Origin of the sequence: Stenotrophomonas sp. Y-13, from assembly GCF_046267925.1 — a bacterium.
GTDB classification, from domain to species: Bacteria; Pseudomonadota; Gammaproteobacteria; order Xanthomonadales; family Xanthomonadaceae; genus Stenotrophomonas; species Stenotrophomonas acidaminiphila_A.
In genome coordinates this window covers 2,395,245-2,420,608 of record NZ_CP176501.1, presented here as the reverse complement: position 1 = coordinate 2,420,608, position 25,364 = coordinate 2,395,245, and the positions used below count along the sequence as shown (strand labels likewise).

The window sequence follows — 25,364 nt, the reverse complement described above, 5'->3', positions numbered from 1 at the left end:
CGCCGCGCGTCAGTGAAACGGGCTACTGGACATCGAGGCCTTCCACTTTCTGCCACCCCCTCGGCAGCAGGTGCCCGCGGCTGGCCCGCGCGCCCACGTACGCATCCAGCTCCTTGAACGACAGGTTCATGGTGCGCTGGCCGCTGCGCACCTGCAGGGTGGCGCCGGGCGATACCGCGACCACCGCGACCACGCGCTCGGTGGCGAGCTTGGCCTTGGGGATCTCGATGATCTTGTTGCCCTTGCCCTTGTCCAGCTCGGGCAGGTCGCTGGCCGGGATGGCGAGCATGTTGCCGGCGCTGGTGACCGCGACGATGCGGTCGGCCTGCGGGTTGGCCACCACCATCGGCTGCAGCACCGCCGCGCCGGGGGACAGGTTGAGCATGGCCTTGCCGGCCTTGTTGCGGCCGGTGAGGTTCTCGAAGCGGGTGACGAAGCCGTAGCCGTGCGAGGAGGCGAGCACGAAGCGGGTGTCGTTGTCGCCGCTGGCCAGGGTCACGAAGCTGCTGCCGGCGGCCGGCGAGAAGCGGCCGGTCAACGGCTCGCCGTTGCCGCGCGCCGAGGGCAGGGTGTGCGCCGGCGTGGAGTAGGCGCGGCCCTCGCTGTCGAGGAACGCCACCTGCTGCGTGCTGCGCCCGCGCACCGCCGCCAGCAGGCTGTCGCCCTCGCGGTAGGACAGGCCGGCGGCATCCACGTCGTGGCCCTTGGCCGCGCGCACCCAGCCCTTCTCCGACAGCACCACGGTGACCGGCTCGCTGGCGACCAGCTCGGTCTCGTCGATGGCCTGGGCAGCGTCGCGCTGCACCAGCGGCGAACGGCGCTCATCGCCGAACTTCTTGGCGTCGGCCAGCAGTTCGTCCTTGACCAGTTTTTTCAGCTTCGCGGCGCTGCCGAGGATGGACAGGATCTTCTCGCGCTCGGCGGCCAGCTCGTCCTGCTCGCCGCGGATCTTCATTTCCTCCAGGCGGGCCAGCTGCTTGAGCTTGGTTTCGAGGATGTACTCGGCCTGGTCCTCGGACAGGCCGAAGCGGGCGATCAGCGCCGGCTTGGGTTCGTCCTCGGTGCGGATGATGCGGATCACCTCGTCCAGGTTGAGGAAGGCCACCAGCAGGCCTTCCAGCAGGTGCAGGCGGCGCTCGACCTTCTGCAGCCGGTGGTTGAGGCGGCGGGTGACGGTGTCCTGGCGGAAGCGCAGCCACTCGCCCAGCAGCTGCCGCAGGTTCTTGACCTGCGGGCGGCCGTCCAGGCCGATGACGTTGAGGTTGACCCGGTAGCTCTTCTCCAGGTCGGTGGTGGCGAACAGGTGGCCCATCAGCTGTTCGGCGTCGACGCGGCTGGAGCGCGGGATCAGCACCACGCGCACCGGGTTGGCGTGGTCGGATTCGTCGCGGATGTCCTCCAGCCAGGGCAGCTTCTTGGCCCGCATCTGCTGGGCGATCTGTTCGATCACCTTGGACGGCGACACCTGGTGCGGCAGCGCGGTGATGACGATGTTGCTGCCTTCCTTGAGGAAGGTGGCGCGGGCGCGCACGCTGCCGTTGCCGGTCTCGTACAGCTGCCGCAGGTCGCTGGCCGGGGTGATGATCTCGGCGGTGGTCGGGTAGTCCGGGCCCTTCACGTGCTCGCACAGGTCGGCGACGGTCGCGTCCGGGTCGTCGATCAGCCGCACCAGCGCGCTGACGATCTCGTTGAGGTTGTGCGGCGGGACGTCGGTGGCCATGCCCACGGCGATGCCGGTGGTGCCGTTGAGCAGCAGGTGCGGCAGCCGTGCCGGCAGCCAGCTCGGTTCCTCCAGCGTGCCGTCGAAGTTGGGCGACCAGTCGGTGGTGCCCTGGCCCAGCTCGCCCAGCAGCACCTCGGCGATCGGGGTCAGCTTGGATTCGGTATAGCGCATGGCCGCGAACGACTTGGGGTCGTCGCTGGAGCCGAAGTTGCCCTGGCCGTCGATCAGCGGGTAGCGGTAGGAGAACGGCTGGGCCATCAGCACCAGCGCCTCGTAGCAGGCGATGTCGCCATGCGGGTGGTACTTGCCGATGACGTCGCCGACGGTGCGCGCGGACTTCTTCGGCTTGGACGCGGCGTTCAGGCCCAGCTCGCTCATCGAATAGATGATGCGGCGCTGCACCGGCTTGAGCCCGTCGCCGAGGAAGGGCAGGGCGCGGTCCAGTACCACGTACATGGAATAGTCGAGATAGGCGCGCTCGGCGTACTCGCGCAGCGGCTGCTGCTCGAAGCCGTGGAAGGCGGGGCGTACGAGTTCGGTCATGCGGGGCTGTTACCTGGTGCTGGGGGGCGGCGACGGCCGTCGCCCCCGCGAGCCGGTGATTATCCGGATGCGGTCGGGGATGCCAAGCCGCAGGCCCGGGCCGGGGCCCGGCCGGCCGCGCGATTGATCCAATGCTGCAACGGCGCATTTCATGCCGGGTGGAATATTTCCATTGAGAATTATTCCGGATGCAATAAAATCCGCGCCCATGATCTGCGCGACCACCAACCCCCCCAGCTTCGGCCTGCTGCTGCGCCAGACCCGCGACGGCCTGGCCCGGCAGCTCGACGCGTCGATGGCCGAAGAAAACATCGGCATCGGCTTCACCCATTTCGTGGGCCTGAAGACGCTGGCGCACATGGCCCCGTGCACCGCCAACGAACTGGCGCAGGCGCTGGACCAGGTGCCCAGCGCGGTCACCCGCCTGCTGGACAAGCTCGAATCGCTGGGCTGCGTGCGCCGCGAGGCGCATGCGCAGGACCGGCGGGCGCTGCAGATCGTGCTGACCGAACAGGGCCGCGAGCTGTGCGCGCGGCTCAAGAAGCGCGGCGACGCGGTGATGGATTACGCCATGCGTGACCTGAGCCCCGACGAACGCGCGCAGCTGATGTCCCTTCTCACCCGCATCCGCGACTCCCTGACGCCCCCATGATCCCTTTCCCCGTCTCCCACTCCCTGCGCCAGCGCGCGCGGCCACTGTTGCCGGCGACGCTGGTGCTGGCGCTCGCCGCCTGCGCCAGCAGCGGCGGACTGCAGCCGCAGGGGCGGCTGCTCGACACCGGCAGCCTGCACAGCGAACGCACCCTGGCCACCAGCGACCTGTCGGTGGCCGCGTTCCCGGCCAGTGACTGGTGGCGTGCCTTCGGCGACCCGCAGCTCGACGCGCTGGTGGCCGAGGCGCTGGCCGGCCATCCCAGCCTGGACGCGGCCGACGCACGCCTGCGCCAGGCCCAGGCGCAGGCCGGCATCGCCCGTGCCGAGCGCCTGCCGAGCCTGTCCGTCTCCGGCGGCTACACCGGCGTGCGCCTGCCCGAATCGATGGTCGGCGAGGAACTCGGTGGCCGCTACATGGGCAGTGGCCAGGTCGCATTCGATTTCAGCTACGGCTTCGACCTGTGGGGCGGCAAGCGCGCCAGCTGGGAAGCGGCGGTGGACACGGCGCATGCCGCCGCCGTCGATGCCCAGGCCGCGCGCCTGAAGCTGGCCTCGGGCATGGTCCAGGCCTATGTCGAACTGGATCGTGCCTGGCGCGCCCACGACATCGCCGAGCAGGAGCTGGAGCGTGCGCGCAAGACCCTGCAGCTGGTGCGCCAGCGCCGCGCCGCCGGCATCGACAGCGACCTGCAGGTGCGCCAGGCCGAAGCCCGGGTTCCCGCCGCGCAGCAGCAGCTGCAGGCCGCGCAGCAGCAGATCGACGCCGCGCGCACCGCGCTGGCCGCGTTGCTCGGCCAGGGCCCGGACCGCGGCCTGGTCATCGCCCGTCCGCAGGCGCTGGACGTCACCGCGCTGCAGCTGCCGGGCGTGCTGCCCAGCGAGCTGCTCGGGCGCCGCCCGGACATCGTCGCCGCGCGCTGGCGGGTGGAAGCGGCCGCCAGGCAGATCAAGGTCGCCAAGGCCCGGTTCTACCCCAGCTTCAACCTGACCGCGCTGGCCGGGGTGGTCGCGCCCAACGTTGGCGACCTGCTCAGGAGTGGTTCCACTTTCGCCTACCTTGGTCCGGCACTGAGTCTGCCGATCTTCGAAGGTGGCCGCCTGCGCGCCGGCCTTGCCGGTGCCGACGCCAGCTACGACCTGGCCGTGGCCGGCTACAACCAGACCGTGGTCGATGCGCTGCGCGAGGTGGCCGACCAGGTCAACGCGGTGCGCTCGCTCGAGCAGCAGGTGCAGTCGCAGCAGCAGGCGGTCGCCACCGCCGGCTCGGCGTTCGAGCTGGCCGGCCAACGCTACCGCGCGGGCATCGGCAACTACCTGGACGTGCTATCCGCGCAGTCGCAGCTGCTCGGTGCGCAGCAGGCGCTGACCGCGCTGCATTCGCAGCAGCTGCTCGCCGCCGCGCGCTTGAGCCAGGCGCTGGGCGGCGGCTATGCGCCGTCGGCCGACGGCGTCGCCGCCCCGCTGTCCTCCTCTTCCCCCGTGTCCCCGCATTCCTGAGAAACACCCCATGAGCCAGACCCACACTCCTGAAGCTCCCGTCGTTGGCAGCCGCCGTGGCCGGCTGCTGCGCGGCCTGCTTGTCCTCGTCGTCCTGCTGCTGGCGGCGTTCGCGCTGTGGTATTTCGCCTTCGGCCGCTGGTTCGAGGAAACCGACGACGCCTACGTGCAGGGCAACCAGGTGCAGATCACCCCGCAGGTGGCCGGTACCGTGGTCGCCATCGCCGCCGACGACGGCATGCGCGTGGAGCGCGGCCAACTGCTGGTGCAGCTGGACCCGGCCGACACCGAGGTGGCGCTGCAGCAGGCCGAAGCCAACCTGGCGCGCACCGTGCGCCAGGTGCGCGGCCTGTACCGCAGCGTGGAAGGCGCGCAGGCCGACCTCAACGCCCGCCAGGTCACCCTGCGACGCGTGCGCGAGGACTTCGCCCGGCGCCGCGACCTGGCCGCCAGTGGCGCGATCTCCAACGAGGAACTGGCCCATGCCCGCGACGAGCTGGCCGCGGCCGAGGCCGCGGTGGCCGGTTCGCGCGAGACCGTGGAACGCAGCCGCGCGCTGGTCGACGACACCGTGGTCGCGACCCAGCCGGACGTGAAGGCCGCCGCCGCGCAGCTGCGCCAGGCGTGGCTCAACAACGCCCGTGCGGGCATCGTCGCGCCGGTCGCCGGGTATGTCGCGCGGCGCTCGGTGCAGGTTGGCCAGCGCGTGCAGCCGGGCACTGCGCTGATGGCGGTGGTGCCCGCCGAGCAGATGTGGGTGGACGCCAATTTCAAGGAAACCCAGCTGCGGCACATGCGCCTGGGCCAGGAAGTGGAACTGCGCTCGGACCTGTACGGCGGCGATGTGAAGTACAAGGGCCGCATCACCAGCCTCGGGTTGGGCACCGGCTCGGCGTTCTCGCTGTTGCCGGCGCAGAACGCCAGCGGCAACTGGATCAAGATCGTGCAGCGCGTGCCGGTGCGCATCGCCATCGACGCCAGCCAGCTGGCGCAGCATCCGCTGCGCATCGGCCTGTCGATGAAGGCCGAAGTGAGCCTGCGCGACCAGAAGGGCGGCGTGCTGCCGGCCAAGCCGGCCGAGGGCACCGTGTTCGACACCGACGTCTACGCCAGGCAGCTGCATGACGCCGACGCGGCGATCGCGCGGATCATCCACGACAACCTGCCGCGCCAGGCCGGCTGAGGTCGCCGCGCATGTCCGCTCAAGCTCCGGCCATGCCGCAGCCGGCCGCCGGTTTCGCGCCGCCCAGCGTGGCGCTGTGTACCGTGGGCCTGGCGATGGCCTCGTTCATGCAGGTGCTCGACACCACCATCGCCAACGTCTCGTTGCCGACCATCGCCGGCAACCTCGGCGCCAGTTCGCAGCAGGCGACCTGGGTGATCACCTCGTTCGCGGTCAGCACCGCCATCGCGCTGCCGCTGACCGGCTGGCTCAGCCGCCGTTTCGGCGAACGCAGGCTGTTCGTGTGGGCGACGCTGGCGTTCGTCATCACCTCGCTGCTGTGCGGCCTGGCGCAGAGCATGGGCATGCTGGTGCTGTCGCGTGCGCTGCAGGGCTTCGTCGCCGGGCCGATGTACCCGATCACGCAGTCGCTGCTGGTGTCGATCTACCCGCGCGAGAAACGCGGCCAGGCGCTGGCGTTGCTGGCCATGATCACGGTGGTCGCACCGATCTGTGGGCCGATCCTCGGTGGCTGGATCACCGACAACTACAGCTGGGAGTGGATCTTCCTGATCAACGTGCCGCTGGGCATCTTCGCCGCGCTGGTGGTCGGCGCGCAGCTCAAGGGCCGGCCCGAGCACATCGACACGCCGAAGATGGACTACGTCGGCCTGGTCACCCTGGTGATCGGCGTCGGCGCGCTGCAGCTGGTGCTCGACCTGGGCAACGACGAGGATTGGTTCGCCTCGACCAAGATCGTGGTGCTGTCGTGCGTGGCGGTGGTGTCGCTGGCGGTGTTCCTGATCTGGGAACTGACCGACAAGGACCCCATCGTCGACCTGCGCCTGTTCCGCCACCGCAACTTCCGCGCTGGCACCCTGGCGATGGTGGTGGCCTACGCGGCGTTCTTCAGCGTGGCGCTGATGATGCCGCTGTGGCTGCAGCGCGACATGGGCTACACCGCGATCTGGGCGGGCCTGGCGACGGCGCCGATTGGCGTGCTGCCGGTGATCCTGGCGCCGCTGGTGGGCAAGTACGCGTCGCGCTACGACATGCGCATGCTCGCCTCCATCGCCTTCGTGTTCCTGTCGTTGACCAGCTTCATGCGCTCGAGTTTCAACCTGCAGGTGGATTTCCAGCACGTGGCCGGGGTGCAGCTGATCATGGGCGTGGGCGTGGCCCTGTTCTTCATGCCGGTGCTGCAGATCCTGCTGTCGGACCTGGACGGGCGCGAGATTGCCGCCGGCTCCGGCCTGGCCACCTTCCTGCGCACGCTGGGCGGCAGCTTCGCCGCATCGCTGACCACCTGGCTGTGGGCGCACCGCACCCAGCAGCACCATGCGCACCTGACCGAACATGTATCGGTGTATACGCCCGGCATGCAGGAGCAGGTGCTGGCGATGGGGCACGGTGACCTGCAGCACGGCGCCGCGCTGTTGAACAGCATGATCGACCACCAGGCCTCGCAGATGGGCTTCAACGACATCTTCTATCTGCTGGGCTGGACGTTCCTGGCGATCATCGCCTTCCTGTGGCTGGCCAAACCGCCGTTCGGCGCCGGTGCTGGCGCGGCCAGTGCCGGCGGTCATTGAGTCACCGCGATCCCCGCCCGCAAGGCGGGGATCGTCGTATCCGGGCGGGGGCGGTGGACTGGGCGCAACCCCGGCGGAGTCGCAGCGTGCCGCAGATACGAAAAAACCCGCTTGCGCGGGTTTGATCTGTTGAGTCGTGGTGCCCAGGAGAGGACTCGAACCTCCACGGTTTTACCCGCTAGTACCTGAAACTAGTGCGTCTACCAATTCCGCCACCTGGGCGACTCAGGGCGGCAATTGTGCCGATGGCCGGACGCGGTGTCAACGCTTCGTGCTGGCATTCGTGCGTGCGCGGCAGGGAAGGTAAGGAGGCGTGCAATACAGGGCGTGCACGCCGCAGCGGGTGCAGGGTTCCGCTGCCGTGCGTCGATCGCCGCCGGAAGATGGCAGCCGGTTCCGGACGGCGCGCCTGGGAAAGAAACCAGGGCCGCCGCCTGCCGGCGTGCGCCCGACGCATGGCGCATGACCGCAGATACGAAAAAACCCGCTTGCGCGGGTTTGATCTGTTGAGTCGTGGTGCCCAGGAGAGGACTCGAACCTCCACGGTTTTACCCGCTAGTACCTGAAACTAGTGCGTCTACCAATTCCGCCACCTGGGCGACTCAGGAGCGGAATTATGCAGGGCGTCCGCAGCGGCGTCAACCACTCAATGCATGCGCTGGCGGCCGGGCAGGCGCCCGCCTGCGGCGGTAAGGCGCGCGCCTGCCGGTGCGCGACGCATGCCAGCGTGCGCGGTCACGGGCATGCGCGCCGCGCATGCCACGGGAGAACCCGCGGTGGCGGTTTCCGGCAGCGCCGTCGATGGCCCGGCGGGAAGGGCGGCGCGGATGGCGGGCACAAAAAAACCCGCCTGCGCGGGTTTCGTCGTTTCGCATCGTGGTGCCCAGGAGAGGACTCGAACCTCCACGGTTTTACCCGCTAGTACCTGAAACTAGTGCGTCTACCAATTCCGCCACCTGGGCGATGCGAGCCGGCAATTCTGGTGATCGCTGCCGGGTTTGTCAACGGGTTCCGGCGTGGTGGCGGTGGCTGTCGTACGCACTTCATGCACGTCGCACCGGGTACCATGGGGGTTGATGAAAAACAAAAAGACCACCGGGGCCGGCAAGGCTCCCAAGTCCGCCCCCGGCGCAACGCCGGGCAAGCCGCGCAAGTCGGCCAAGCTGCCGCCGTGGATGCCGGAGAGCCTGGCCACGCCCGCCAAGGGCGGCCGCGGTAAATCCCGCGACAGCGCGCCACCGAAGAGTTTCGTGCGTGGTCGCTCGCGGCCGGCACCGGCCGCGGTCCTCGACGACCCCTATGCCGCGCGCGAAGCCGAACGCTACGCCCAGCCCATTGCCAGCCGCGAGGCGATCCTGCAGCTGCTGGACCGCTGCGACGGGCCGCAGAACGCCGAGGAGATCGGCGCCCGGCTCGGCCTGACCGAGCCGGATCGGGCCGACGCGCTGGCCAAGCGCCTGGGCGCGATGGTGCGCGACGGGCAACTGGTGCAGAACCGCCGCGGCGGCTTCGCCCCGGTGCTGGTCACCAATCTGATTCCCGGCGTGGTCATCGCCAACCCCGAAGGCTTCGGTTTCCTGCGCCCGGACGAGGGCGGCGACGACCTGTTCCTGCCGCCATACGAAATGCGCAAGGTCATGCATGGCGACCGCGCGCTGGCCAATGTCACCGGCATCGACCGCCGCGGCCGCCGCGAAGGCAGCATCGCGCGCGTGCTCGAGCGTGGTGTCAACCGCCTGATCGGCAACTTCAGCGTGGAGCTGGGCATCAACTACGTGGTGCCCGACGACAAGCGCATCCAGCGCAGCATCCAGATCCCGGCCGACGCCACCGGCGGGGCCAAGGACGGGCAGCTGGTGGTGTGCGAGCTGACCCAGGCCCCGGATACGCGGCGCCCGCCGATCGGCAAGGTCATCGCGGTGCTCGGCGACAAGCTGACCCCGTCGCTGGTGGTGGAAACCGCCATCCACGGCCACGACCTGCCGCATGAGTTCCCGCCGGAAGTGCTGGACGAGGCGACGGCGATCCCGATGACCGTGGACCCGGCGACGATAGGCACCCGCGTGGACCTGCGCGCGCTGCCGCTGGTGACCATCGACGGCGAGGATGCCAAGGACTTCGACGACGCGGTGTTCTGCGAACCGAACCGCGACGGCTTCCGCCTGGTGGTGGCCATCGCCGACGTCTCGCACTACGTGCGCCCCGGCACCCCGCTGGACGAGGAGGCGCTCAAGCGCGCTACCTCGGTGTACTTCCCCGGTTACGTGGTGCCGATGCTGCCGGAGACGCTGTCCAACGGCATCTGCTCGCTGCGGCCGAAGGAAGACCGCATGTGCTTCGTCTGCGACATGCAGGTGGACCGCAAGGGCGAGGTGGTGCAGTCGCGTTTCTACGAGGCGGTGATGAACTCGCACGCGCGCCTGACCTACACCCAGGTGTGGAACGCGGTGGGCGAGGACGACGCCGACGCCAAGGCCTTCATCGGCCCGCTGCTGCCGCAGATCCAGAGCCTGCACCAGCTGTACCGCATCCTGGCCAAGGCCCGCGAACGCCGTGGCGCCATCGAGTTCGAATCCTCGGAGGTGCGCTTCGTGCTGGACAACCGCGGCGAGGTCACCCAGGCCGGGATGCTGGTACGCAACGACGCGCACAAGCTGATCGAGGAATGCATGATCGCGGCCAACGTCGAGGCCGCGCGCTACCTGCTGGCCACCCACATCCCGGCGCCGTTCCGGGTGCACGAGCGGCCGCCGGAATCCAAGTTCGCCGACCTGCTGGAGTTCCTCAAGGAGTTCAAGCTGAGCCTGCCGGCGTGGAGCAAGGTGCAGCCGGGCGACTACACCCGGTTGCTGAAGAAGGTGCGCGAGCGCCCGGACGCGGCGCTGCTGGAATCGGTGCTGCTGCGCAGCCAGTCGCTGGCGGTGTACTCGCCGGACAACAACGGCCACTTCGGTCTGGCGCTGGAGGCCTACGCGCACTTCACCTCGCCGATCCGCCGCTATCCGGACCTGCTGGTGCACCGGGCCATCAAGTACGCGCTCACCGGCGGCCCGCGCGACAAGTACACCTACACCCCGCGCGAGATGGCGGCGCTGGCGCTGCAGTGTTCCGAGCGCGAGCGCCGGGCCGACGAGGCCGAGCGCGAGGTGGACGAGCGCTTCCGCGCGGCATGGATGGAAAAGCACGTCGGCGGCCAGTTCGACGGCGTGATCAGCGGCGTGACCAGCTTCGGCCTGTTCGTGGAACTGGACGACTCCAAGGTCAACGGGCTGGTGCACGTCACCCAGCTGCCGCACGATTACTACCAGTTCGACCCGCTGCGCAAGACGCTTACCGGCGACCGTCGCGGCGTCCAGTTCCGGCTCGGCGACCGGGTGCGCATCCTGGTGCTCAAGGCCAGCATGGAAGACCGCAAGATCGACTTCCGCCTGGTCGAGCGGCTCGATGGCGACGCCAGCGCGGCGGACCAGGGCCTGCCACCGCTGCCGCCGCGCGGCAAGCCGGCCAAGCGCGCCAAGCAGAAGTACTGAGGCACGCAACGGCCCTGCGCAGGGCCAGCGGACCCGCGTCTGGCACCTGTTCACGGGCTGCCGGCGTTTCCCCGGGGATGCGCCGATAGCCGGGGCGGCATCGAGGGCGCCTTTTCGAGCCCGCGCCCGCCGGAGCGGCACGGCGCCAGGACAGGCGGCCGCCGGGCCTGCATTCAGCCGGCGCCGGTGCCGGCCGGGCCGATGCACTACCATTACGCGCCCAACTCCCCCTCGCGCGGTCGCAATGAGCAAGCAGAACCAGTGGATCGTCGGCGTCAACGCCGTGGCTTCGTCGATCGAGAAGGACCCGGACAATGTCCGCGAGGTGCTGATCGAGGCCGGCAGCAAGAACCCGCGGCTGGTGGAGATCGAGGAGAACGCGCGGCGCAAGGGCATCGACGTGCGCCGCGTGGCCGCGCAGGCGCTGGGCGGGGTGGCCGGGCAGGTGCGCCACCAGGGCGTGGTCGCGCGCTACGCCGCGGCGAAACTGTGGGGCGAGAACGAGCTGGAAGGGCTGGTCGAGGCCGCCGGAGGCAAGGCGCTGCTGCTGGTGCTGGACGAGGTGCAGGACCCGCACAACCTTGGCGCCTGCCTGCGCAGCGCCGCCGCCGCCGGCGTCACCGCGGTGGTGATCCCCAAGGACAAGAGCGCGCCGGTCAATGCCACCGTGCGCAAGACCAGCGCCGGCGCGGCCGACCGCATCCCGGTGGTGGCGGTGACCAACCTGGTGCGCTGCCTGAAGGACCTGCAGAAGCAGGGCGTGTGGCTGTACGGGCTGGCCGGCGAGGCGGAGCAGACCATCCACCAGCTGGACCTGCGCGGCAACGTGGCGCTGGTGATGGGCGGTGAGTCCGACGGCCTGCGCCGGCTGACCCGCGAGACCTGCGACGGCCTGGTGCGGATCCCGATGCCGGGCGACGTGGAAAGCCTCAACGTGTCGGTGGCCACCGGCGTGGCGCTGTTCGAGGCGGTGCGGCAGCGGCTCTGACTCCGTGGAGCGGTGCAGGGAGCGCGGTGCCAGACCGCGCCCGGCGCCGGGTATGGCAGGTAACCGCGGGCATGGCGGCACCTGGCCGGCCGGATGCGGCGGCAGGCCTGGTCCTCGCCGCCGGTGACATCGCCGTCATGGCAGTGGTCCTATAGTTAGCAGCAGCGGGCCATCATCGGGGCGGAAATATCCGCCGGGTCCGCGACCGTCGATCCTCCGGCCCATGAACCTGGATTTCCATGCCCATCCATCCTGTACCGAGACGTTCGCGGATCGCGCATGCGTTGTTCGCGCTGCTCAATCCCATACCCTTCGGGTTCTTCGTCGCGGCGCTGGTCTTCGACGTGACGTATGCGTGCAGCGCCAACGTGCTGTGGGTCAAGTCGGCGGCCTGGCTCAACGCGATCGGCCTACTGTTCGCCATCTTGCCGCGCCTGATCAACCTGGTGCAGGTATGGGTGCCGGCACGCCGCAGCACCCGCATCGAAAAACTCGACTTCTGGCTCAACCTTTTCGCCATCGTCGCGGCGATCGTCAACGCCTTCGTCCATAGCCGCGATGCCTACGGCGTGGTGCCCGAGGCGGTGTGGCTGTCCGCCGTCACCGTGGCGCTGATCGCCGTGGGCCTGGTCATCACCGCGCTGCAACCGGCATCGGTATCGGAGGACAGGCCATGAGCAGGGCGAATCTGGCCATGGCGTTCGCCGTGGCGCTGGTCATGGCGCTGGCCGGCTGCGAAAAGGCGGCCTACGAGCCGGCACAGCAATCCGGGGCGAATCCGCCGTTGCCCGAGCCGCGCAGTTTCTTCGTGCCGCCGATGCAGGTGCCCAAGGGCACCGGCTGGGCGCAGGGCGAGAAGCCGGCGGTGGTCGACGGGCTGGAGATCGAGCCGATCGCCTCCGGGCTGATGCACCCGCGCCAGCTGCTGGCGCTGCCCAATGGCGACGTGCTGGTGGTCGAAGCCAACGGCCCCGGTGCCGAGCCGGTTTCCTCGCCCAAGCAGATGATCGCCGGCCTGGTCAAGAACCAGTCCGGCAAGGGCGGCAAGGGCGGCAACCGCATCACCCTGCTGCGCCGTGTACCCGGCCAGCCGGGCGAATGGCGCAAGCATGTGTTCATCGAGAACCTGCATTCGCCGTTCGGCGTGCAGCTGATCGGCGACACGCTGTACGTCGCCAACACCGACGCCATCATGAAGTACCGCTATACGCCCGGGGAAACGCGCATGTCCGATCCCGGCGTCGAGTTCGCCGACCTGCCCGGCACCATCAACCACCACTGGACCAAGGCGCTGCTGGCCAGCGCGGACGGCAGCCGGCTGTATGTCGGCGTCGGTTCCAACAGCAACATCACCGAGAACGGCCTGGACGTGGAATACCGCCGCGCGGTGGTACTTGAAGTGGATGCGCGCACCGGCGCCAGCCGCATCTACGCCTCGGGCATCCGCAACCCGACCGGCCTGGGCTGGGAGCCGGCGACCGGCAAGCTCTGGGCCATCGCCAACGAGCGCGACGAGATCGGCGCGGACCTGGTGCCCGACTACCTCACCTCGGTGCAGGAGGGCGGCTTCTACGGCTGGCCCTACAGCTACTACGGGCAGCACGTGGATACGCGCGTGCAGCCGCAACGCCCTGACCTGGTGGCCAGGGCGATCCGCCCCGACTATGCGCTGGGTTCGCACGTGGCGCCGCTGGGACTGTGGTTCTACCGCGGTGACGGCCTGCCGGAGAAATACCGCGGCGGCGCATTCGTCAGCCAGCACGGCAGCTGGGACCGTAGCCCGCTGAGCGGTTACAACGTCGTCTTCGTGCGTTTCCAGGGTGGCAAGCCCGTGGGCACGCCGGAGCAGGTCGTCGGCGGCTTTGCTTCGGCGGACGAAAAGACCCTGAAGGGCGCGCCGGTCGGTCTGGCCGAGGACGCCGGCGGCGCGTTGCTGATCGCCGACGACGTCGGCAATACCGTCTGGCGCGTCTCCGCGCGCGGCGCCGGCGCTACGGCGTCGCCGCCTTGAGCCGGTAAACCGCGCGGCGGTTCCGGTATGGTCCGGCGGCGATCCACTTCGCGCCGGGCCGCCGCGGCGGCCTTCGCGCCGGAGGACGCGAGCGTGGTCGGCATCGATGTCGCCGGTGCGGTGAGTCCGGTCCTGGAGGTGGCGCCGGCCACCGTCCAGGACCGGGGCGAAACCGGCCGGCAGGTGGTCGATGCCGGCGGGAGATGGGCATCGCGGCGGCTCGACCAGTGCGACGTCGGCGCCCTGCGCGAAGCGGCCGCATGGACCGTCGAGCGCTTCGGCCGGATCGGCATCCTCTTCGCCAATGCCGGCATCCAGGTGTTCGCGCCGCTGCTGGAAATGGAGGACGCGCACTGGCACGACCAGATCGACGTCAACCTCACCGGCACCTGCAACGCCATCCGCGCGGTGGCGCCTTGCCTCGTCGCCAATGGCGGCGGCCGCATCATCGTCACCTCCTCCACGCAGGGAAGGCACGGCACCAAATATGGCGCCGCGTATTCGGCGTCCAAGGGGAGACTGATAGAGCTGGTGAAATCGGCCGCGCTGGAACTGGGGCAATACCGCATCACGGTCAATGCGGTGATTCCCGGCCTGATCGATGCGCCGCTCACGCGGTACAGGCAGCGCTATGCACAGGCGCTGGACGACCTGGACAACGCTGCGCCATTGGAAGAGCTCGAGTCCGTGGCCAAGCGGCGGCTCGCCGCCCGATCGCCGCTCGGCCTGCCCTGGCTGCCGCCCGGGTCGATCGCGCCGCTGGTCGTCTTCCTGGCCAGCGACGATGCCCGCCTGGCCTCGGGCGCGGCCTGTGACGTGACAGGCGGCGACGGCGCCAACAATGCGGCGTGAGACGACCGCGTAGTGGAGGGGAACGTCGCTTTTTCCTTCCCCCTTCGGATGAATGTGCGCGGCCGGGAATTGTCGGTGATCGCGATCATCGGCGTGTCGCCACGTGCGCTTGTGCGAAATGATCGGGAAGCCTCGGCCTCAATCAGGCGTGCTGCGCCCGGCTTCGTCCCGCGCTCCAGCCCCTCCCCGAGCGGAAAAGGGGGCTGTCTTCCACTGCGCGCAGGCCCATGCGCGCCAGTGACGCTCGGGTCATGCAGCCTCGCTCCAACGGGAGCGGGGATGCAGGCCTGCGGTCAGGTGTGGTCGACCGTGCTGGTCTCGTCGCGCTTCTCGCGCGGCGGCAGCGGTGCGTCGCCATGCACCAGGAACCAGACGTTCTCGGCGATGTTGGTGGCGTGGTCGCCGATCCGCTCCAGGTTCTTGGCCATGAACAGCAGGTGCGTGCACGGGGTGATGTTGCGCGGGTCTTCCATCATGTAGGTGAGCAGCTCGCGGAACAGCGCGGTGTACTGCGCGTCCAGCCGGGCATCGTCCTGGCGCAGCGCCTGCGCGGCGTCGGCATCGCCGTTGCGATAGGCATCGAGCGCGCGCCGTACCTGCTGCGCGGCGAGCCGGCCGAGGGCGCGCAGCCCCTGGATCTGCGGCAGCGGCGGCACCGCGGCCAGCGCGATGGAGCGCTTGGCGACGTTGGCGGCATAGTCGCCGATGCGTTCGATGTCGGCCGGGATGCGCAGCCCGGCGAGGATCTCGCGCAGGTCGCGCGCCATCGGGCCGCGCAGGGCCAGGCGCATGACGTCGTGGCTGATCTGCTGCTCCAGCGCGTCGATGGCCTCGTCGTTGGCGATGATCCGGCGCGCGGCGCTTTCGTCGCGGCGCTCGATCACGTCCAGCGCGGCTTCGAGCTGGGCGACGGACATCTCGCCCATGCGCACGATCTCGGCCACCAGGCGGTGCTGTTCTTCGTCGTAGCTTTTCACGATGTGGTCGTTGGGATGGGTGTTCATGAGCGTCTCTGGGCGATGACGGAAGCGGGAGTGCGGAAGGGGGCTTGTTCAAGGCGGATCGCCGCCGCCGCACCGGCCTGTGGTTCGCTGCGGCCGTGGCGGCGACAGCGCCCGGGCGCGTGGCCGGCGCAGCGCGCGGTGCGGCCGTGCGGGTGCGGCCGATGCCGTCGCGACATCGGCCAGGCGCGCCGCTTCAGCCGAACCTGCCGGTGATGTAGTCCTCGGTCTGCTGCCTGGACGGGTTGGAGAAGATCACGTCGGTGCGGTCGTGTTCGATCAGGTCGCCCAGGTACATGAAGGCGGTGTAGTCGGACACGCGCGCGGCCTGCTGCATGTTGTGGGTGACGATGGCGATGGTGTAGTCGTTCTTCAGCTCTTCGACCAGCTGTTCGATGCGGCTGGTGGAGATCGGGTCCAGCGCCGAGGTCGGCTCGTCCAGTAGCAGCACGTCCGGCTTGAGCGCCACCGCGCGGGCGATGCACAGGCGCTGCTGCTGGCCGCCGGACAGGCCCAGCGCGCTCTGCCCCAGCTTGTCCTTGACCTCGTCCCACAGCGCGCCCTGGCGCAGCGCGTGCTCCACGCGGTCGGCCATCTCGGCCTTGGACAGCTTCTCGTGGTGGCGGATGCCGTAGGCCACGTTCTCGAAAATGGTCATCGGGAACGGCACCGGCTTCTGGAACACCATGCCCACCTTGGAGCGCAGGCGGTTCATCGGGTACTTCGGCGAGAGGATGTTCTCGCCGTCCAGCAGCACCTCGCCGCGGGCTTCGAGTTTGGGGTACAGCGCATAGATGCGGTTGAAGATGCGCAGCAGGGTGGACTTGCCGCAGCCGGACGGGCCGATCAGCGCGGTCACGCGCTTTTCCGGGATTTCCAGGTTGATGTTCTTCAGCGCATGGAACTGGCCGTAATAGAAGTCCAAGCCGCGCGCGGCGAGCTTGACCGGTGCCGGCGTCTGCAGGTCCTGGTGCGCGGAGGGCACGGCGATGCGCTGCATCGGCACGGCATTGCTGAGGTCGTTCATGGGCAGGTCCATGGAAGTAGGTCGGTCGTTCGGATCAATCGTTCGAAATGCGGTTGCGCAGCAGCAGGCCACGCGCGGACAGGCTGACCAGCAGCACGAACACGGTCAGCACCAGGGCGCCGGCCCAGGCCAGCACCTGCCAGGATTCATAGGGGCTGCCGGCGAACTGGTTCATCACCACCGGCACCGAGGCCATCGGCTGGAACACGTTGCTGTTCCAGTACTGGTTGCCGAAGGCGGTGAACAGCAGCGGCGCGGTCTCACCGGAAATGCGGGCCAGCGCCAGCAGGATGCCGGTGACGATGCCGGCCATGGCGCTGCGGTACAGCACCTGCACGATTACCTTCCACTGCGGCACGCCCAGCGCCAGCGCCGCCTCGCGCATCTGCACCGGCACCAGCCGCAGCATTTCGTCGGTGGTGCGGATCACAACCGGCAGCACGATGAAAGCCAGCGACAGCGCGCCGGCGAAGGCGGAGAAGTTGCCGCCGGTCTGCATCACGTACAGGGTGTAGACGAACAGGCCCAGCACGATCGACGGCGCCGACAGCAGGATGTCGTTGACGAAGCGCACCACCGTGCCGGCCTTGCGCGCATTGCCGTACTCGGCCAGCCAGGTGCCCGCGGCCACGCCCAGCGGGGTGCCGATGGCGATGGCCAGCGCGCACATCACCGCGCTGCCGAAGAACGCGTTGAGCAGGCCGCCGTCCTGCATCGGCGGCGGCGTCATCTTGGTGAACAGGTCCAGGTTGATGCCTGGCAGGCCCTTGGCCAGCAGGGTCCACAGGATCCAGCCCAGGAACAGCAGGCCGAACGCGGCGGTGGCGCAGGCCATCAGCAGTGCCGCGCCATTGACCAGGCGGCGGCGCAGGTACAGCGAGTCGGCGGTGGACATCAGTTGCCCTCCTTGCGGGCCAGGCGCATCAGCATCAGGCGGGCGATGGCAAGCACCACGAAGGTGACGATGAACAGCACGAAGCCCAGCAGCAGCAGTGCCGACCGGTAGGTTTCGGTGGCTTCGCCGAAGTCGTTGGCGATCAGCGCGGCGATGGTGGTGCCCGGCTCCAGCAGCGACGGCGTCAGGCGCACGCTGTTGCCGATCACGAACGCCACCGCCATGGTCTCGCCGAGGGCGCGGCCGAGGCCGAGGAAGATGCCGCCGATCACCGCCGAGCGGGTGTAGGGCAACACGATGTCCCAGCTCACTTCCCACTTGGTCGAACCCAGCGCGTAGGCCGATTCCTTCAGCCGGGTCGGCACGGTCAGGAACACCTCGCGCATCACCGAGGAGATGAACGGGATCACCATGATCGCCAGCACGAAGCCGGCGGTGAGCATGCCGATGCCCAGTGGCGGGCCCTGGAACAGCGGGCCGATCAGCGGCAGTCCGCCGAGGTGGTCGTTGAGGAACGGGGTGACGTATTCGGTCATCACCGGCACCAGCACGAACAGGCCCCACATGCCGTAGATGATTGACGGGATGCCGGCCAGCAGTTCGATGGCGGTGCCGACCGGGCCACGCAGCCAGCGCGGGGCGACTTCGGTCAGGAAGAAGGCGATGCCGAAGCTCACCGGCACCGCGATCAGCATGGCGATCAGCGCGGTGACGATGGTGCCGTAGATCGGCGCCAGCGCGCCGAAGCGGTTTTCGACCGGGTTCCAGTCGGCGGTGTAGAAGAAGCTCAGTCCCTGCTCCTGCAGGGCGTGGCGGCCGCCCCACAGCATGGACAGCGCGGCGCAGGCCAGGGCGGTGAGCACCAGCACCACGGTGACGATCAGGAACCCGCGGAACAGGCGGTCGTTGCGGGCGTCGCGCAGGTCGCGCGAGGTGGGCGGTGCGAGGGAGGCGGCAGTGGCGTTCATGGCAGCGGCATGGCCTGTGGGGAAGGACGGCGGGAGGCGGTGCGGAGCGCCGCGCCCGCTGGGCGCGGCGGTGGCTCGCTAGGTCCCGGTCACTTGAACTCGCTGGCCCAGTAGCCCTCGATCTGGGTCACCAGTTCGGCCGGCAGCGGCACGTAGTGCAGTTCGTTGGCCTGCTGCTGGCCGTTCTCGAACGCCCACTTGAAGAAGGCCAGCGTGTCCTGGTTGCGCTTGGCATCCTTGGGCTGCTTGCGCATCAGCATGAAGTTGGTGGCGGTGATCGGCCACGCCTGCTCGCCCGGGGCGTTGGTGATGACCAGGTTGAAGTCCCTGGCGTTGGCCCAGTCGGCGCTGGCGGCCGCGGCGGCGAAGCTCTCGGCGGTCGGCTGCACCCAGTTGCCGGCGGCGTTCTGCATCGACGCGTACGGCATGTTGTTCTGCAGTGCGTAGGCCAGTTCAACGTAGCCCAGCGAGCCCTTGATCTGCTGCACGTAGGAGGCCACGCCCTCGTTGCCCTTGCCGCCGACGCCGTCGGGCCACTGCACCGAGGTGCCTTCGCCGACCTTGTCCTTCCATTCGCCGCTGACCTTGGACAGGTAGTTGGAGAAGTTGAAGGTGGTGCCCGAGCCGTCGGAGCGGTGCACCAGGGTGATCTTGGTGTCCGGCAGCGCCACGCCCGGGTTGGCGGCGGCGATGGCCTTGTCGTTCCAGGTCTTGATCTTGCCCAGGAAGATGTCGGCCAGCAGCGTGCCGCTCAGGCGCAGCTGGCCCGGCTGCAGGCCTTCCAGGTTGACCACCGGCACCACGCCGCCGATCGCCGACGGGAACTGGCCGAGGCCGGCCTGGGCCAGTTCCTCGGAGGACAGCGGCTTGTCGGACGAGCCGAAATCCACGGTCCCGGCCTTGATCTGGGCGATGCCGCCGCCCGAGCCGATGGACTGGTAGTTGATCCGCGCACCGGTGGCGGCGTTGTAGTCGGCCGACCACTTGGAGACCAGCGGGAAGATGAACGAGGCGCCGGCGCCGGAAATCTCGGCAGCGACCTTGTCGCCGGCGGCGGCGGGCGTTGCGGGGGCGGACGCCGCGCCGGGGGCGGAGTCGCTCTTGCCGCCGCAGCCCGACAGGCCCAGCGCGATGGCCAGGGAAAGGGCGGCAAGGCCGGTCGTGTGCAGTTTCATGCGGGAGCTCCATGGCGGCAGAAAGGCCGGCGTTGCCGGCGGATGCGGCTATGAAATGATGTTTTTGTTACAGCCTGATTACATGGGCTGGAAAACGGGGCGGCGGCCATGGGGGCGGGCGCCCGGCAGCGGTGTCGCGCCGGGAAAGCGGGCGCCTGCCGGGGCGGCCCCCGCGCGCGGCATCTCGCCCCGGTTCCCCTGCTTCCTGTCCGCCGCCCACGCAAAAAAAAGCGCGGATCACTTGATCCGCGCCCGAGGCGACGAGGGAGAGGGCCCGCCGGCTCTTTACTCAGTAACGCATGTTCTGCTGCCAGTAGGTCTCGATCTGGCGGACCAGCGGGGCCGGCAGCGGCACGTAGTCCAGCTGGCGGGCCTGGGCGCTGCCGTTGGCATAGATCCAGCGGAAGTACTCGACGGTGGCCTTGGCGCCTTCCACGGTCTTGGGCTGCTTGCGCATCAGGATGAAGTTGGTGGCGGTGATCGGCCAGGACTGCTCGCCCGGGGCGTTGGTCATCACCAGGTAGAAGTCCTTGGCGTTGGCCCAGTCGGCGCTGGCGGCGGCGGCCGAGAAGGTCTCGTCGCGCGGCTGCACGAAGTTGCCGGCGGCGTTCTTCAGGCGCGAGAAGGTCAGGCGGTTCTGCAGCGCATAGGAAAACTCGACGTAACCGATCGCGCCGCGGATCTGCTTGACGTAGGCGGCCACGCCTTCATTGCCCTTGCCGCCGATGCCCACCGGCCACTGCACGGTGGTGCCTTCGCCGACCTGCTTCTTCCAGTCGGCGCTGACCTTGGACAGGTAGTTGGTGTAGTTGAAGCTGGTGCCCGAGCCGTCGGAGCGGTGCACGACGGTGATCTTGGCGTCCGGCAGGGTCAGGCCGGCGTTGAGGGCGACGATGGCCGGGTCGTTCCACTTGGTGATCTTGCCCAGGAAGATGTTGGCAAGCGTCGGCCCGTCCAGCTTCATCGCACCGGCTTCCACGCCGGCCACGTTGATCACCGGGACCACGCCGCCGATCACCGACGGGAACTGCACCAGGCCCGCGGCGGCCAGTTCCTCGGGCTTGAGCGGGGCATCGGACGAGCCGAAATCCACCGTATTGGCCTTGATCTGGGCAATGCCGCCGCCCGAGCCGATGGACTGGTAGTTCACCTTCTTGCCGGTGGCGGCGCTGTAGTCGGCCGACCACTTGGACATGACCGGGTAGATGAACGAAGCGCCGGCGCCGGTGACGTCGGCGGCATTGGCGGCGAACACGGACGACGCGGCGAGGATGGCGACGACGGCGCGCGATTTGATGGGGTGGATCACGAATGGCTCCTGGCAGGTGAATGTGCGGTCAGTTCCGCCCGGCGCCTATTCCATAACCATTCGATGACAACGCCGCGTCTGTCATGTGACGCGGACATGACAGGCGCCGCGGAGCCGGACCGGTGTTGCGGCGGCGGCCAGCGGAGGGCGGTGAGCCCGTGGCCTGCAGGTGGCGGGCGCCGTCGCCGGGCGTGATGCCGGTAGCGTGGGGGCGCTGGAAGACGCCGCCACGCCGCTGGCGACGGAGTGTCGCGTGGCCCCGCGCAAGGCGGGAGCGCTGGGCTTCCCGCGGGTGGCGTGTCGGGGCCGTTGCGAGCGCCGTGCGCAGTGCGCAGTGCGCAAGGGCGAGGGAGGGGAGTGCGCCGGCCGGCAACGGCCACGCCGCGGCAACGGGCAACCCGCACGCCCGGCCGGTGGCCTGCACGGGCCGCAGCGCGGCACGCGCGAGCGGCGCAGGCTGAAACGACGAACGCCCCTTGCGGGGCGTCCGTGGTGCAGCGTGGAGCGGGAGCAGCTTACCAGAAGAACTGCAGGCGGGCTTCCAGGATGTTCGGCTTGTCGGCGACGAAGCCGCGCGCGCTGGAGGAGTACTTCTTGCTGTCGACCATCACGTAGTTCAGCGAGGCCTTGAAGTTGGAGCGCCAGTACCAGTTGGCGCCGACGGTCCAGATGTCCATCTTGCCGCCCAGCACGCCGTCCACCAGCGGGGCGCCGCCGGCCACGGCCGGCGCGCGCAGGCCGCCGTCGTTCAGGTCGATGTGGTCGAAGCGCGCGCCCAGCTGCCACATGCCACGGCCCGGCTCGTCCGGCAGGCCCAGGCTCGGGGTGCCGCCCTTGTAGCCCCAGGTCTCGCCGGTGACGTTCCATACGCCGCTGACGTAGTAGCCGTCGGTGGTGTAGTTGCCGTGGTCGTAACGCTTGACCTTGGCGCTGTAGTACTCGCCCTGGGCCTTGAACGGGCCGTGCACGTACATCGCTTCGGCGCCGAGCGTGCCGATGCGGTCGGTGTCCTTCAGGTCGCCGCTGTCGACCAGGCGCACGGTGGCCAGGTCGGCGTTCGGGCGCGCGCGCAGGCGCAGGGTGTCGGCGTCGGTGTCGTAGTCGGCGTAGCTCAGGCCGAAGTGCAGGATGTTGCCCTTCTCGTTGATCGGGGCGAAGGTGCCGCGCACGCCGTAACCGCTGCCGTGGGCCAGGTTGCGGGTCAGCTCGCGGCCGAAGGCCGACGCGGTGAGCGACCAGTTGGCGTCGCCGATGCCGTAGCCCACGCCGAGGCGGCGGGCGACGGCGTAGGTGTTGGTCACGGTGGCCTTGGAAATGAAGTCGTTGTTCTTGGTGCTGGACAGTTCTTCCAGGCTGTTCGGCTGCTTGAACTGGCCGGCCTGCAGGAAGTGGTTGGCGTTGCCGCCCAGCTTGTACTTGAGGTTGGTGTCCAGGAACTTGTCGGCCTTGGCGTCGTAGCCGACCACCCACTCGACGTTGCCCGGGCCCTTGCCCTTCAGCACCAGCTCGGCGCGGCGCAGCTCGAATTCGCTGTCCTTGCCGTTCATCCCGGTGGTGCCGTTGAGGTCGGCGCGGTCGTTGCTGAACCAGTTGCCGTCAGCCTGTACCAGGCCTTCAAACGTGATCTCGGAACCGCCAATGACGTCGATGGCGACTTCGGCATGGGCAGCCGGCGCGAACAGTGCCGCGGCGACGGCCGCCGTGAGGAGTTGGCGATGCAGTTTCATGGGATGGGTAGCCTTGCAGGCAGGTTGAGGATGGTGTGCAGGCTAGGGCGTAAAGATTGCGTAAATGTGACAGTCCCGCGACCTGCGCCGGCTGCCGCGGCGCCCACCCCGGCGTAGTGGACGGATCGGCTGTTACCGGCAGGTGTCGCGCAGATGGCAGTCGCGTGCGCCGGCGGGCGGGCGGCTCGCGAGGGGACTGTCGGCCCCTGCATGGGCTCCGCGCGCGGCGGCCACGCGCGGCGGCATCAGGCGACGGTTTTGTCCTTGCAGTGGAACAGGTCGCGGATGACGCACTGCGCGCAGTGGAGTCTGCGCGCCGGCCCGCAGCGACGGATCGGCGGCATTGGGTCGATGCCGCGCCCGCGGCTGGCCCTGCCGCCGCCTCAGGCGACGGTTTTGTCCTTGTAGTGGCACAGGTCGCGGATCACGCATTGCGGGCAATCCGGTTTGCGCGCCGGGCCGCAGCGACGGATCGGCGCCATTGGGTCGATGCCGCGCCCGCGGCTGGCCCTGCCGCCGCCTCAGGCGACGGTCTTGTCCTTGAAGTGGCACAGGTCGCGGATGACGCACTGCGGGCAGTCCGGTTTGCGCGCCGGCCCGCAGCGACGGATCGGCGGCATTGGGTCGATGCCGCGCCCGCGGCTGGCCCTGCCGCCGCCTCAGGCGACGGTCTTGTCCTTGAAGTGGCACAGGTCGCGGATCACGCATTGCGGGCAGTCCGGTTTGCGCGCCTTGCACACATAACGTCCATGCAGGATCAGCCAATGATGCGCATCCTGCAGGAACTCCGCCGGGATCACCTTCAGCAACCCGTCCTCCACCGCGCGCACGTCCTTGCCCGGCGCCAGCCCGGTGCGGTTGGACACGCGGAAGATATGCGTGTCCACCGCCATCGTCGGTTCGCCGAAAGCGGTATTGAGCACCACGTTGGCGGTCTTGCGGCCAACCCCGGGCAGCGCTTCCAGCGCGGCGCGGTCGGCGGGCACCTCGCCGCCGTACTTCTCCACCAGGATCGCGCAGGCGGCGATCACGTTCTTCGCCTTGGCGTTGTACAGGCCGATGGTGGAGATGTAGGGCTTCAGTCCTTCCTCGCCCAGCGCGAGGATCGCCTGTGCGGTGTTGGCCACCGGAAACAACTTGCGGGTGGCCTTGTTCACCCCGACATCGGTGGCCTGCGCCGACAGCGTCACCGCCACCAGCAGCTCGAACGGCGTGCGGTATTCCAGCTCGGTGGTCGGGTGCGGATTCAGTTCGCGCAGTCGGGTGAACATCTCACGCACTTCCGCGCCGTTCATGCGCCTGCTGCGTGACGCGCGCGCGCCCGCAGCGGCGCCGGCAGCGGGGCGCGCGCGTCCGGGCTTCGCCGCCGTCGTCATGCCGGCACCGGTGCCGGTTGCTGCCTTGGCCGCGGTGCGCGGGCTCGTCGGTTTCTTCATGGCTGCTTCGCCTTTGCCTGGGCGCGGGCCAGGATGGCCGCCGCGGCCGCGGGCAGGGCGGGTCTGCGGTCCGGCGCCGGCGGCGGTGCGCGCCGGGCCTCGCGCTCGGCGGCGCGCCGCGCCAGGCGCACGGCGCGGGCACGGTACCGCTCACGCGCCGCCCAGGCGCCCTGCAGCCGCTGCTGGGCCTGGGCCAGTCGTTGTGGCAGGTCCGGGTGCTGCGGGTCCAGCGTCGCGTCGCCGGGCTGCGGCGCGTAGTCCATCAGGCCGGCGTCGATCGCGGCGTCGAGGTTGTCGTCCAGCACGTACTGCAGCAGCTGGCGGGGGGATGCGGAAGCAGCGGGCATCGCGGTGCGGGTCAGCAGTTGCGGAATTCCGGGGCGCGGCGTTCCAGGAACGCGCGGGTGCCTTCGCGCATGTCCTCGGTGGAGAACATCAGCCCGAACTGCGCGCTTTCGTACTCCAGCCCTTCCTCGATGCCGCATTCGCCGCCGATATTGACCGCGTCGAGCATGCCGCGCAGCGCCAGCGGCGCGGCCTTGGCCAGCTGCGTGGCGATCTTCAGGGTTTCCGCTTCCAGCTCGGCGGCGGCGACCACGCGGTTGACGATGCCCAGCTGCTGGGCGCGGGCGGCGTCGATCGGCGCGCCGAGCAAACACAGTTCCAGGGTGGCGGCGCGGCCGGCCAGGCGCAGCAGGCGCTGGGTGCCGCCGAAGCCCGGGATCAGGCCGAGGTTGATTTCCGGCTGGCCGAGCCGGGCGCTGTCGGCGGCGATGCGCAGGTGGCAGGCCATGGCCAGTTCCAGCCCGCCGCCCAGTGCGAACCCGTTCACCATGGCGATCACCGGCCTGGGCAGGCGCTCGATGCGCCGCATCAGGCGCTGCCCGAGCAGCGAGAAGTCGCGCCCCTGGACCGCGCTGAGGCCGTTCATCTCGGCGATGTCGGCCCCGGCCACGAACGCCTTGGGGCCGGCGCCGGTCAGCACCACCACGCGCACGTCCGCGGCCGTGGCCGCGTCCGCGAACGCGGCGTCCAGCGCCTCCAGGGTCTGGCGGTTGAGCGCGTTGAGCTTCTCCGGGCGCTGCACGGTGATGGTGCGGACGCCGTCGCGGGTGTTGATCGAAACCGGTGCGTCGGACATGCGGACTCCACGAAAAGTTAAGAAAAAGTGATTGGGGAACTCCCGCCACGACCGTTGGTCAGAAGCCCTTGTCGTCAGTGGCGGTCCGCCGTTGTGGCGGCTATCCTAACCCGTCGCCTCTAGCGGCATGGTT

General features: G+C 69.3%; 22 protein-coding genes and 3 tRNA genes. 9 read left to right on the top strand and 16 right to left on the bottom strand.

The genetic code is table 11. The features are described 5' to 3' along the window. Positions 1-22: 22 nt before the first annotated feature. Positions 23-2,266, bottom strand: a complete 2,244-nt coding sequence (gene parC / locus ACJ7VY_RS11015; protein ID WP_409475618.1) for a DNA topoisomerase IV subunit A — start codon at positions 2,264-2,266, stop codon at positions 23-25. 208 nt (positions 2,267-2,474) lie between these two features. On the opposite strand from parC, the gene ACJ7VY_RS11010 reads away from it, so the two are divergent. From ACJ7VY_RS11010 to ACJ7VY_RS10995, 4 genes are read left to right on the top strand one after another with little or no spacing between them, the layout of a single operon-like run. After that, positions 2,475-2,918: a MarR family winged helix-turn-helix transcriptional regulator gene (locus tag ACJ7VY_RS11010; RefSeq protein WP_104939183.1), complete on the top strand. Its 444-nt coding sequence runs from the start codon at positions 2,475-2,477 to the stop codon at positions 2,916-2,918. After that, a complete protein-coding gene (locus ACJ7VY_RS11005; protein WP_313247881.1) occupies positions 2,915-4,417 on the top strand; it encodes an efflux transporter outer membrane subunit in 1,503 nt (500 codons plus the stop codon). Before ACJ7VY_RS11010 ends, ACJ7VY_RS11005 begins: the two co-directional genes overlap by 4 nt. Before the next feature lie 10 nt (positions 4,418-4,427). Beyond that, positions 4,428-5,600: a biotin/lipoyl-binding protein gene (locus ACJ7VY_RS11000; protein ID WP_240211798.1), complete on the top strand. Its 1,173-nt coding sequence runs from the start codon at positions 4,428-4,430 to the stop codon at positions 5,598-5,600. 11 nt (positions 5,601-5,611) lie between these two features. Next, positions 5,612-7,171 carry a DHA2 family efflux MFS transporter permease subunit gene (locus ACJ7VY_RS10995; RefSeq protein WP_409475617.1) on the top strand — a complete coding sequence of 520 codons (1,560 nt, stop codon included), beginning with the start codon at positions 5,612-5,614 and terminating at the stop codon, positions 7,169-7,171. 137 nt (positions 7,172-7,308) lie between these two features. Here ACJ7VY_RS10995 and ACJ7VY_RS10990 read toward each other — a convergent pair. The 3 genes from ACJ7VY_RS10990 to ACJ7VY_RS10980 form a co-directional block, all read right to left on the bottom strand. Beyond that, positions 7,309-7,393: transfer RNA gene (locus tag ACJ7VY_RS10990), tRNA-Leu, on the bottom strand. Between the two features lie 292 nt (positions 7,394-7,685). After that, a tRNA-Leu gene (locus ACJ7VY_RS10985) sits at positions 7,686-7,770 on the bottom strand. Positions 7,771-8,048: 278 nt separating this feature from the next. Beyond that, positions 8,049-8,133, bottom strand: a tRNA-Leu gene (locus ACJ7VY_RS10980). 213 nt (positions 8,134-8,346) lie between these two features. Here ACJ7VY_RS10980 and rnr point away from each other — a divergent pair. The 5 genes from rnr to ACJ7VY_RS10955 all read left to right on the top strand — a co-directional run bounded on the left by rnr (position 8,347) and on the right by ACJ7VY_RS10955 (position 14,552). Next, entirely contained in the window at positions 8,347-10,701 is a 2,355-nt protein-coding gene (gene rnr, locus ACJ7VY_RS10975; RefSeq protein ID WP_409476808.1) for a ribonuclease R, read from the top strand. Between the two features lie 244 nt (positions 10,702-10,945). Further along, a complete protein-coding gene (gene rlmB / locus ACJ7VY_RS10970) occupies positions 10,946-11,689 on the top strand; it encodes a 23S rRNA (guanosine(2251)-2'-O)-methyltransferase RlmB (RefSeq protein WP_104939179.1) in 744 nt (247 codons plus the stop codon). A 239-nt stretch (positions 11,690-11,928) separates the two neighbouring features. Continuing rightward, positions 11,929-12,366 carry a DUF2231 domain-containing protein gene (locus ACJ7VY_RS10965; RefSeq protein ID WP_409475616.1) on the top strand — a complete coding sequence of 146 codons (438 nt, stop codon included), beginning with the start codon at positions 11,929-11,931 and terminating at the stop codon, positions 12,364-12,366. Between the two features lie 41 nt (positions 12,367-12,407). Continuing rightward, positions 12,408-13,700, top strand: coding sequence for a PQQ-dependent sugar dehydrogenase (locus ACJ7VY_RS10960; RefSeq protein ID WP_409476807.1), 1,293 nt, complete (start codon positions 12,408-12,410; stop codon positions 13,698-13,700). 93 nt (positions 13,701-13,793) lie between these two features. Beyond that, entirely contained in the window at positions 13,794-14,552 is a 759-nt protein-coding gene (locus ACJ7VY_RS10955; protein ID WP_409475615.1) for an SDR family NAD(P)-dependent oxidoreductase, read from the top strand. A gap of 293 nt (positions 14,553-14,845) precedes the next feature. Here ACJ7VY_RS10955 and phoU read toward each other — a convergent pair whose 3' ends face one another. The 12 genes from phoU to ACJ7VY_RS10895 form a co-directional block, all read right to left on the bottom strand. Continuing rightward, complete coding sequence (gene phoU, locus ACJ7VY_RS10950) at positions 14,846-15,556, bottom strand: phosphate signaling complex protein PhoU (RefSeq protein WP_104939175.1); 711 nt, start codon at positions 15,554-15,556, stop codon at positions 14,846-14,848. 193 nt (positions 15,557-15,749) lie between these two features. Beyond that, on the bottom strand, positions 15,750-16,580 hold the full coding sequence (gene pstB / locus ACJ7VY_RS10945) for a phosphate ABC transporter ATP-binding protein PstB (protein ID WP_161614639.1): 831 nt from the start codon (positions 16,578-16,580) through the stop codon (positions 15,750-15,752). A gap of 34 nt (positions 16,581-16,614) precedes the next feature. Next, positions 16,615-17,475, bottom strand: a complete 861-nt coding sequence (pstA, locus tag ACJ7VY_RS10940; RefSeq protein WP_161614638.1) for a phosphate ABC transporter permease PstA — start codon at positions 17,473-17,475, stop codon at positions 16,615-16,617. Further along, positions 17,475-18,443 carry a phosphate ABC transporter permease subunit PstC gene (gene pstC / locus ACJ7VY_RS10935; RefSeq protein WP_104939173.1) on the bottom strand — a complete coding sequence of 323 codons (969 nt, stop codon included), beginning with the start codon at positions 18,441-18,443 and terminating at the stop codon, positions 17,475-17,477. The genes pstA and pstC overlap by 1 nt, the downstream gene beginning before the upstream one ends. A gap of 89 nt (positions 18,444-18,532) precedes the next feature. Then, complete coding sequence (gene pstS, locus ACJ7VY_RS10930; protein ID WP_104939172.1) at positions 18,533-19,618, bottom strand: phosphate ABC transporter substrate-binding protein PstS; 1,086 nt, start codon at positions 19,616-19,618, stop codon at positions 18,533-18,535. A 289-nt stretch (positions 19,619-19,907) separates the two neighbouring features. Further along, entirely contained in the window at positions 19,908-20,927 is a 1,020-nt protein-coding gene (gene pstS / locus ACJ7VY_RS10925; protein ID WP_409475614.1) for a phosphate ABC transporter substrate-binding protein PstS, read from the bottom strand. A 515-nt stretch (positions 20,928-21,442) separates the two neighbouring features. Continuing rightward, positions 21,443-22,654, bottom strand: coding sequence for an OprO/OprP family phosphate-selective porin (locus ACJ7VY_RS10920; RefSeq protein ID WP_104939170.1), 1,212 nt, complete (start codon positions 22,652-22,654; stop codon positions 21,443-21,445). Positions 22,655-23,037: 383 nt separating this feature from the next. Then, the gene (locus ACJ7VY_RS10915) at positions 23,038-23,136 is read right to left on the bottom strand and encodes a hypothetical protein (RefSeq protein WP_282883457.1); all 99 of its coding nucleotides are present in this window, start codon (positions 23,134-23,136) and stop codon (positions 23,038-23,040) included. A 39-nt stretch (positions 23,137-23,175) separates the two neighbouring features. Further along, positions 23,176-23,274, bottom strand: a complete 99-nt coding sequence (locus tag ACJ7VY_RS10910) for a hypothetical protein (RefSeq protein ID WP_409475613.1) — start codon at positions 23,272-23,274, stop codon at positions 23,176-23,178. Positions 23,275-23,313: 39 nt separating this feature from the next. Further along, on the bottom strand, positions 23,314-23,949 hold the full coding sequence (gene nth, locus ACJ7VY_RS10905) for an endonuclease III (RefSeq protein WP_104939169.1): 636 nt from the start codon (positions 23,947-23,949) through the stop codon (positions 23,314-23,316). A 137-nt stretch (positions 23,950-24,086) separates the two neighbouring features. Beyond that, complete coding sequence (locus tag ACJ7VY_RS10900; protein WP_409476806.1) at positions 24,087-24,452, bottom strand: hypothetical protein; 366 nt, start codon at positions 24,450-24,452, stop codon at positions 24,087-24,089. Beyond that, positions 24,449-25,231, bottom strand: coding sequence for an enoyl-CoA hydratase/isomerase family protein (locus ACJ7VY_RS10895; protein WP_104939167.1), 783 nt, complete (start codon positions 25,229-25,231; stop codon positions 24,449-24,451). The genes ACJ7VY_RS10900 and ACJ7VY_RS10895 overlap by 4 nt, the downstream gene beginning before the upstream one ends. Positions 25,232-25,364: the final 133 nt, after the last annotated feature.

What these genes read in the sequence shown, in the direction of transcription:
- parC (WP_409475618.1), bottom strand. Translation starts at nt 2,266, where the DNA reads ATGACCGAACTCGTACGCCCCGCCTTCCACGGCTTCGAGCAGCAGCCG.
- ACJ7VY_RS11010 (WP_104939183.1), top strand. Translation starts at nt 2,475, where the DNA reads ATGATCTGCGCGACCACCAACCCCCCCAGCTTCGGCCTGCTGCTGCGC.
- ACJ7VY_RS11005 (WP_313247881.1), top strand. Translation starts at nt 2,915, where the DNA reads ATGATCCCTTTCCCCGTCTCCCACTCCCTGCGCCAGCGCGCGCGGCCA.
- ACJ7VY_RS11000 (WP_240211798.1), top strand. Translation starts at nt 4,428, where the DNA reads ATGAGCCAGACCCACACTCCTGAAGCTCCCGTCGTTGGCAGCCGCCGT.
- ACJ7VY_RS10995 (WP_409475617.1), top strand. Translation starts at nt 5,612, where the DNA reads ATGTCCGCTCAAGCTCCGGCCATGCCGCAGCCGGCCGCCGGTTTCGCG.
- rnr (WP_409476808.1), top strand. Translation starts at nt 8,347, where the DNA reads ATGCCGGAGAGCCTGGCCACGCCCGCCAAGGGCGGCCGCGGTAAATCC.
- rlmB (WP_104939179.1), top strand. Translation starts at nt 10,946, where the DNA reads ATGAGCAAGCAGAACCAGTGGATCGTCGGCGTCAACGCCGTGGCTTCG.
- ACJ7VY_RS10965 (WP_409475616.1), top strand. Translation starts at nt 11,929, where the DNA reads ATGCCCATCCATCCTGTACCGAGACGTTCGCGGATCGCGCATGCGTTG.
- ACJ7VY_RS10960 (WP_409476807.1), top strand. Translation starts at nt 12,408, where the DNA reads ATGGCGCTGGCCGGCTGCGAAAAGGCGGCCTACGAGCCGGCACAGCAA.
- phoU (WP_104939175.1), bottom strand. Translation starts at nt 15,556, where the DNA reads ATGAACACCCATCCCAACGACCACATCGTGAAAAGCTACGACGAAGAA.
- pstB (WP_161614639.1), bottom strand. Translation starts at nt 16,580, where the DNA reads ATGAACGACCTCAGCAATGCCGTGCCGATGCAGCGCATCGCCGTGCCC.
- pstA (WP_161614638.1), bottom strand. Translation starts at nt 17,475, where the DNA reads ATGTCCACCGCCGACTCGCTGTACCTGCGCCGCCGCCTGGTCAATGGC.
- pstC (WP_104939173.1), bottom strand. Translation starts at nt 18,443, where the DNA reads ATGAACGCCACTGCCGCCTCCCTCGCACCGCCCACCTCGCGCGACCTG.
- pstS (WP_104939172.1), bottom strand. Translation starts at nt 19,618, where the DNA reads ATGAAACTGCACACGACCGGCCTTGCCGCCCTTTCCCTGGCCATCGCG.
- ACJ7VY_RS10920 (WP_104939170.1), bottom strand. Translation starts at nt 22,654, where the DNA reads ATGAAACTGCATCGCCAACTCCTCACGGCGGCCGTCGCCGCGGCACTG.
- ACJ7VY_RS10915 (WP_282883457.1), bottom strand. Translation starts at nt 23,136, where the DNA reads ATGGCGCCGATCCGTCGCTGCGGCCCGGCGCGCAAACCGGATTGCCCG.
- ACJ7VY_RS10910 (WP_409475613.1), bottom strand. Translation starts at nt 23,274, where the DNA reads ATGCCGCCGATCCGTCGCTGCGGGCCGGCGCGCAAACCGGACTGCCCG.
- nth (WP_104939169.1), bottom strand. Translation starts at nt 23,949, where the DNA reads ATGAACGGCGCGGAAGTGCGTGAGATGTTCACCCGACTGCGCGAACTG.
- ACJ7VY_RS10895 (WP_104939167.1), bottom strand. Translation starts at nt 25,231, where the DNA reads ATGTCCGACGCACCGGTTTCGATCAACACCCGCGACGGCGTCCGCACC.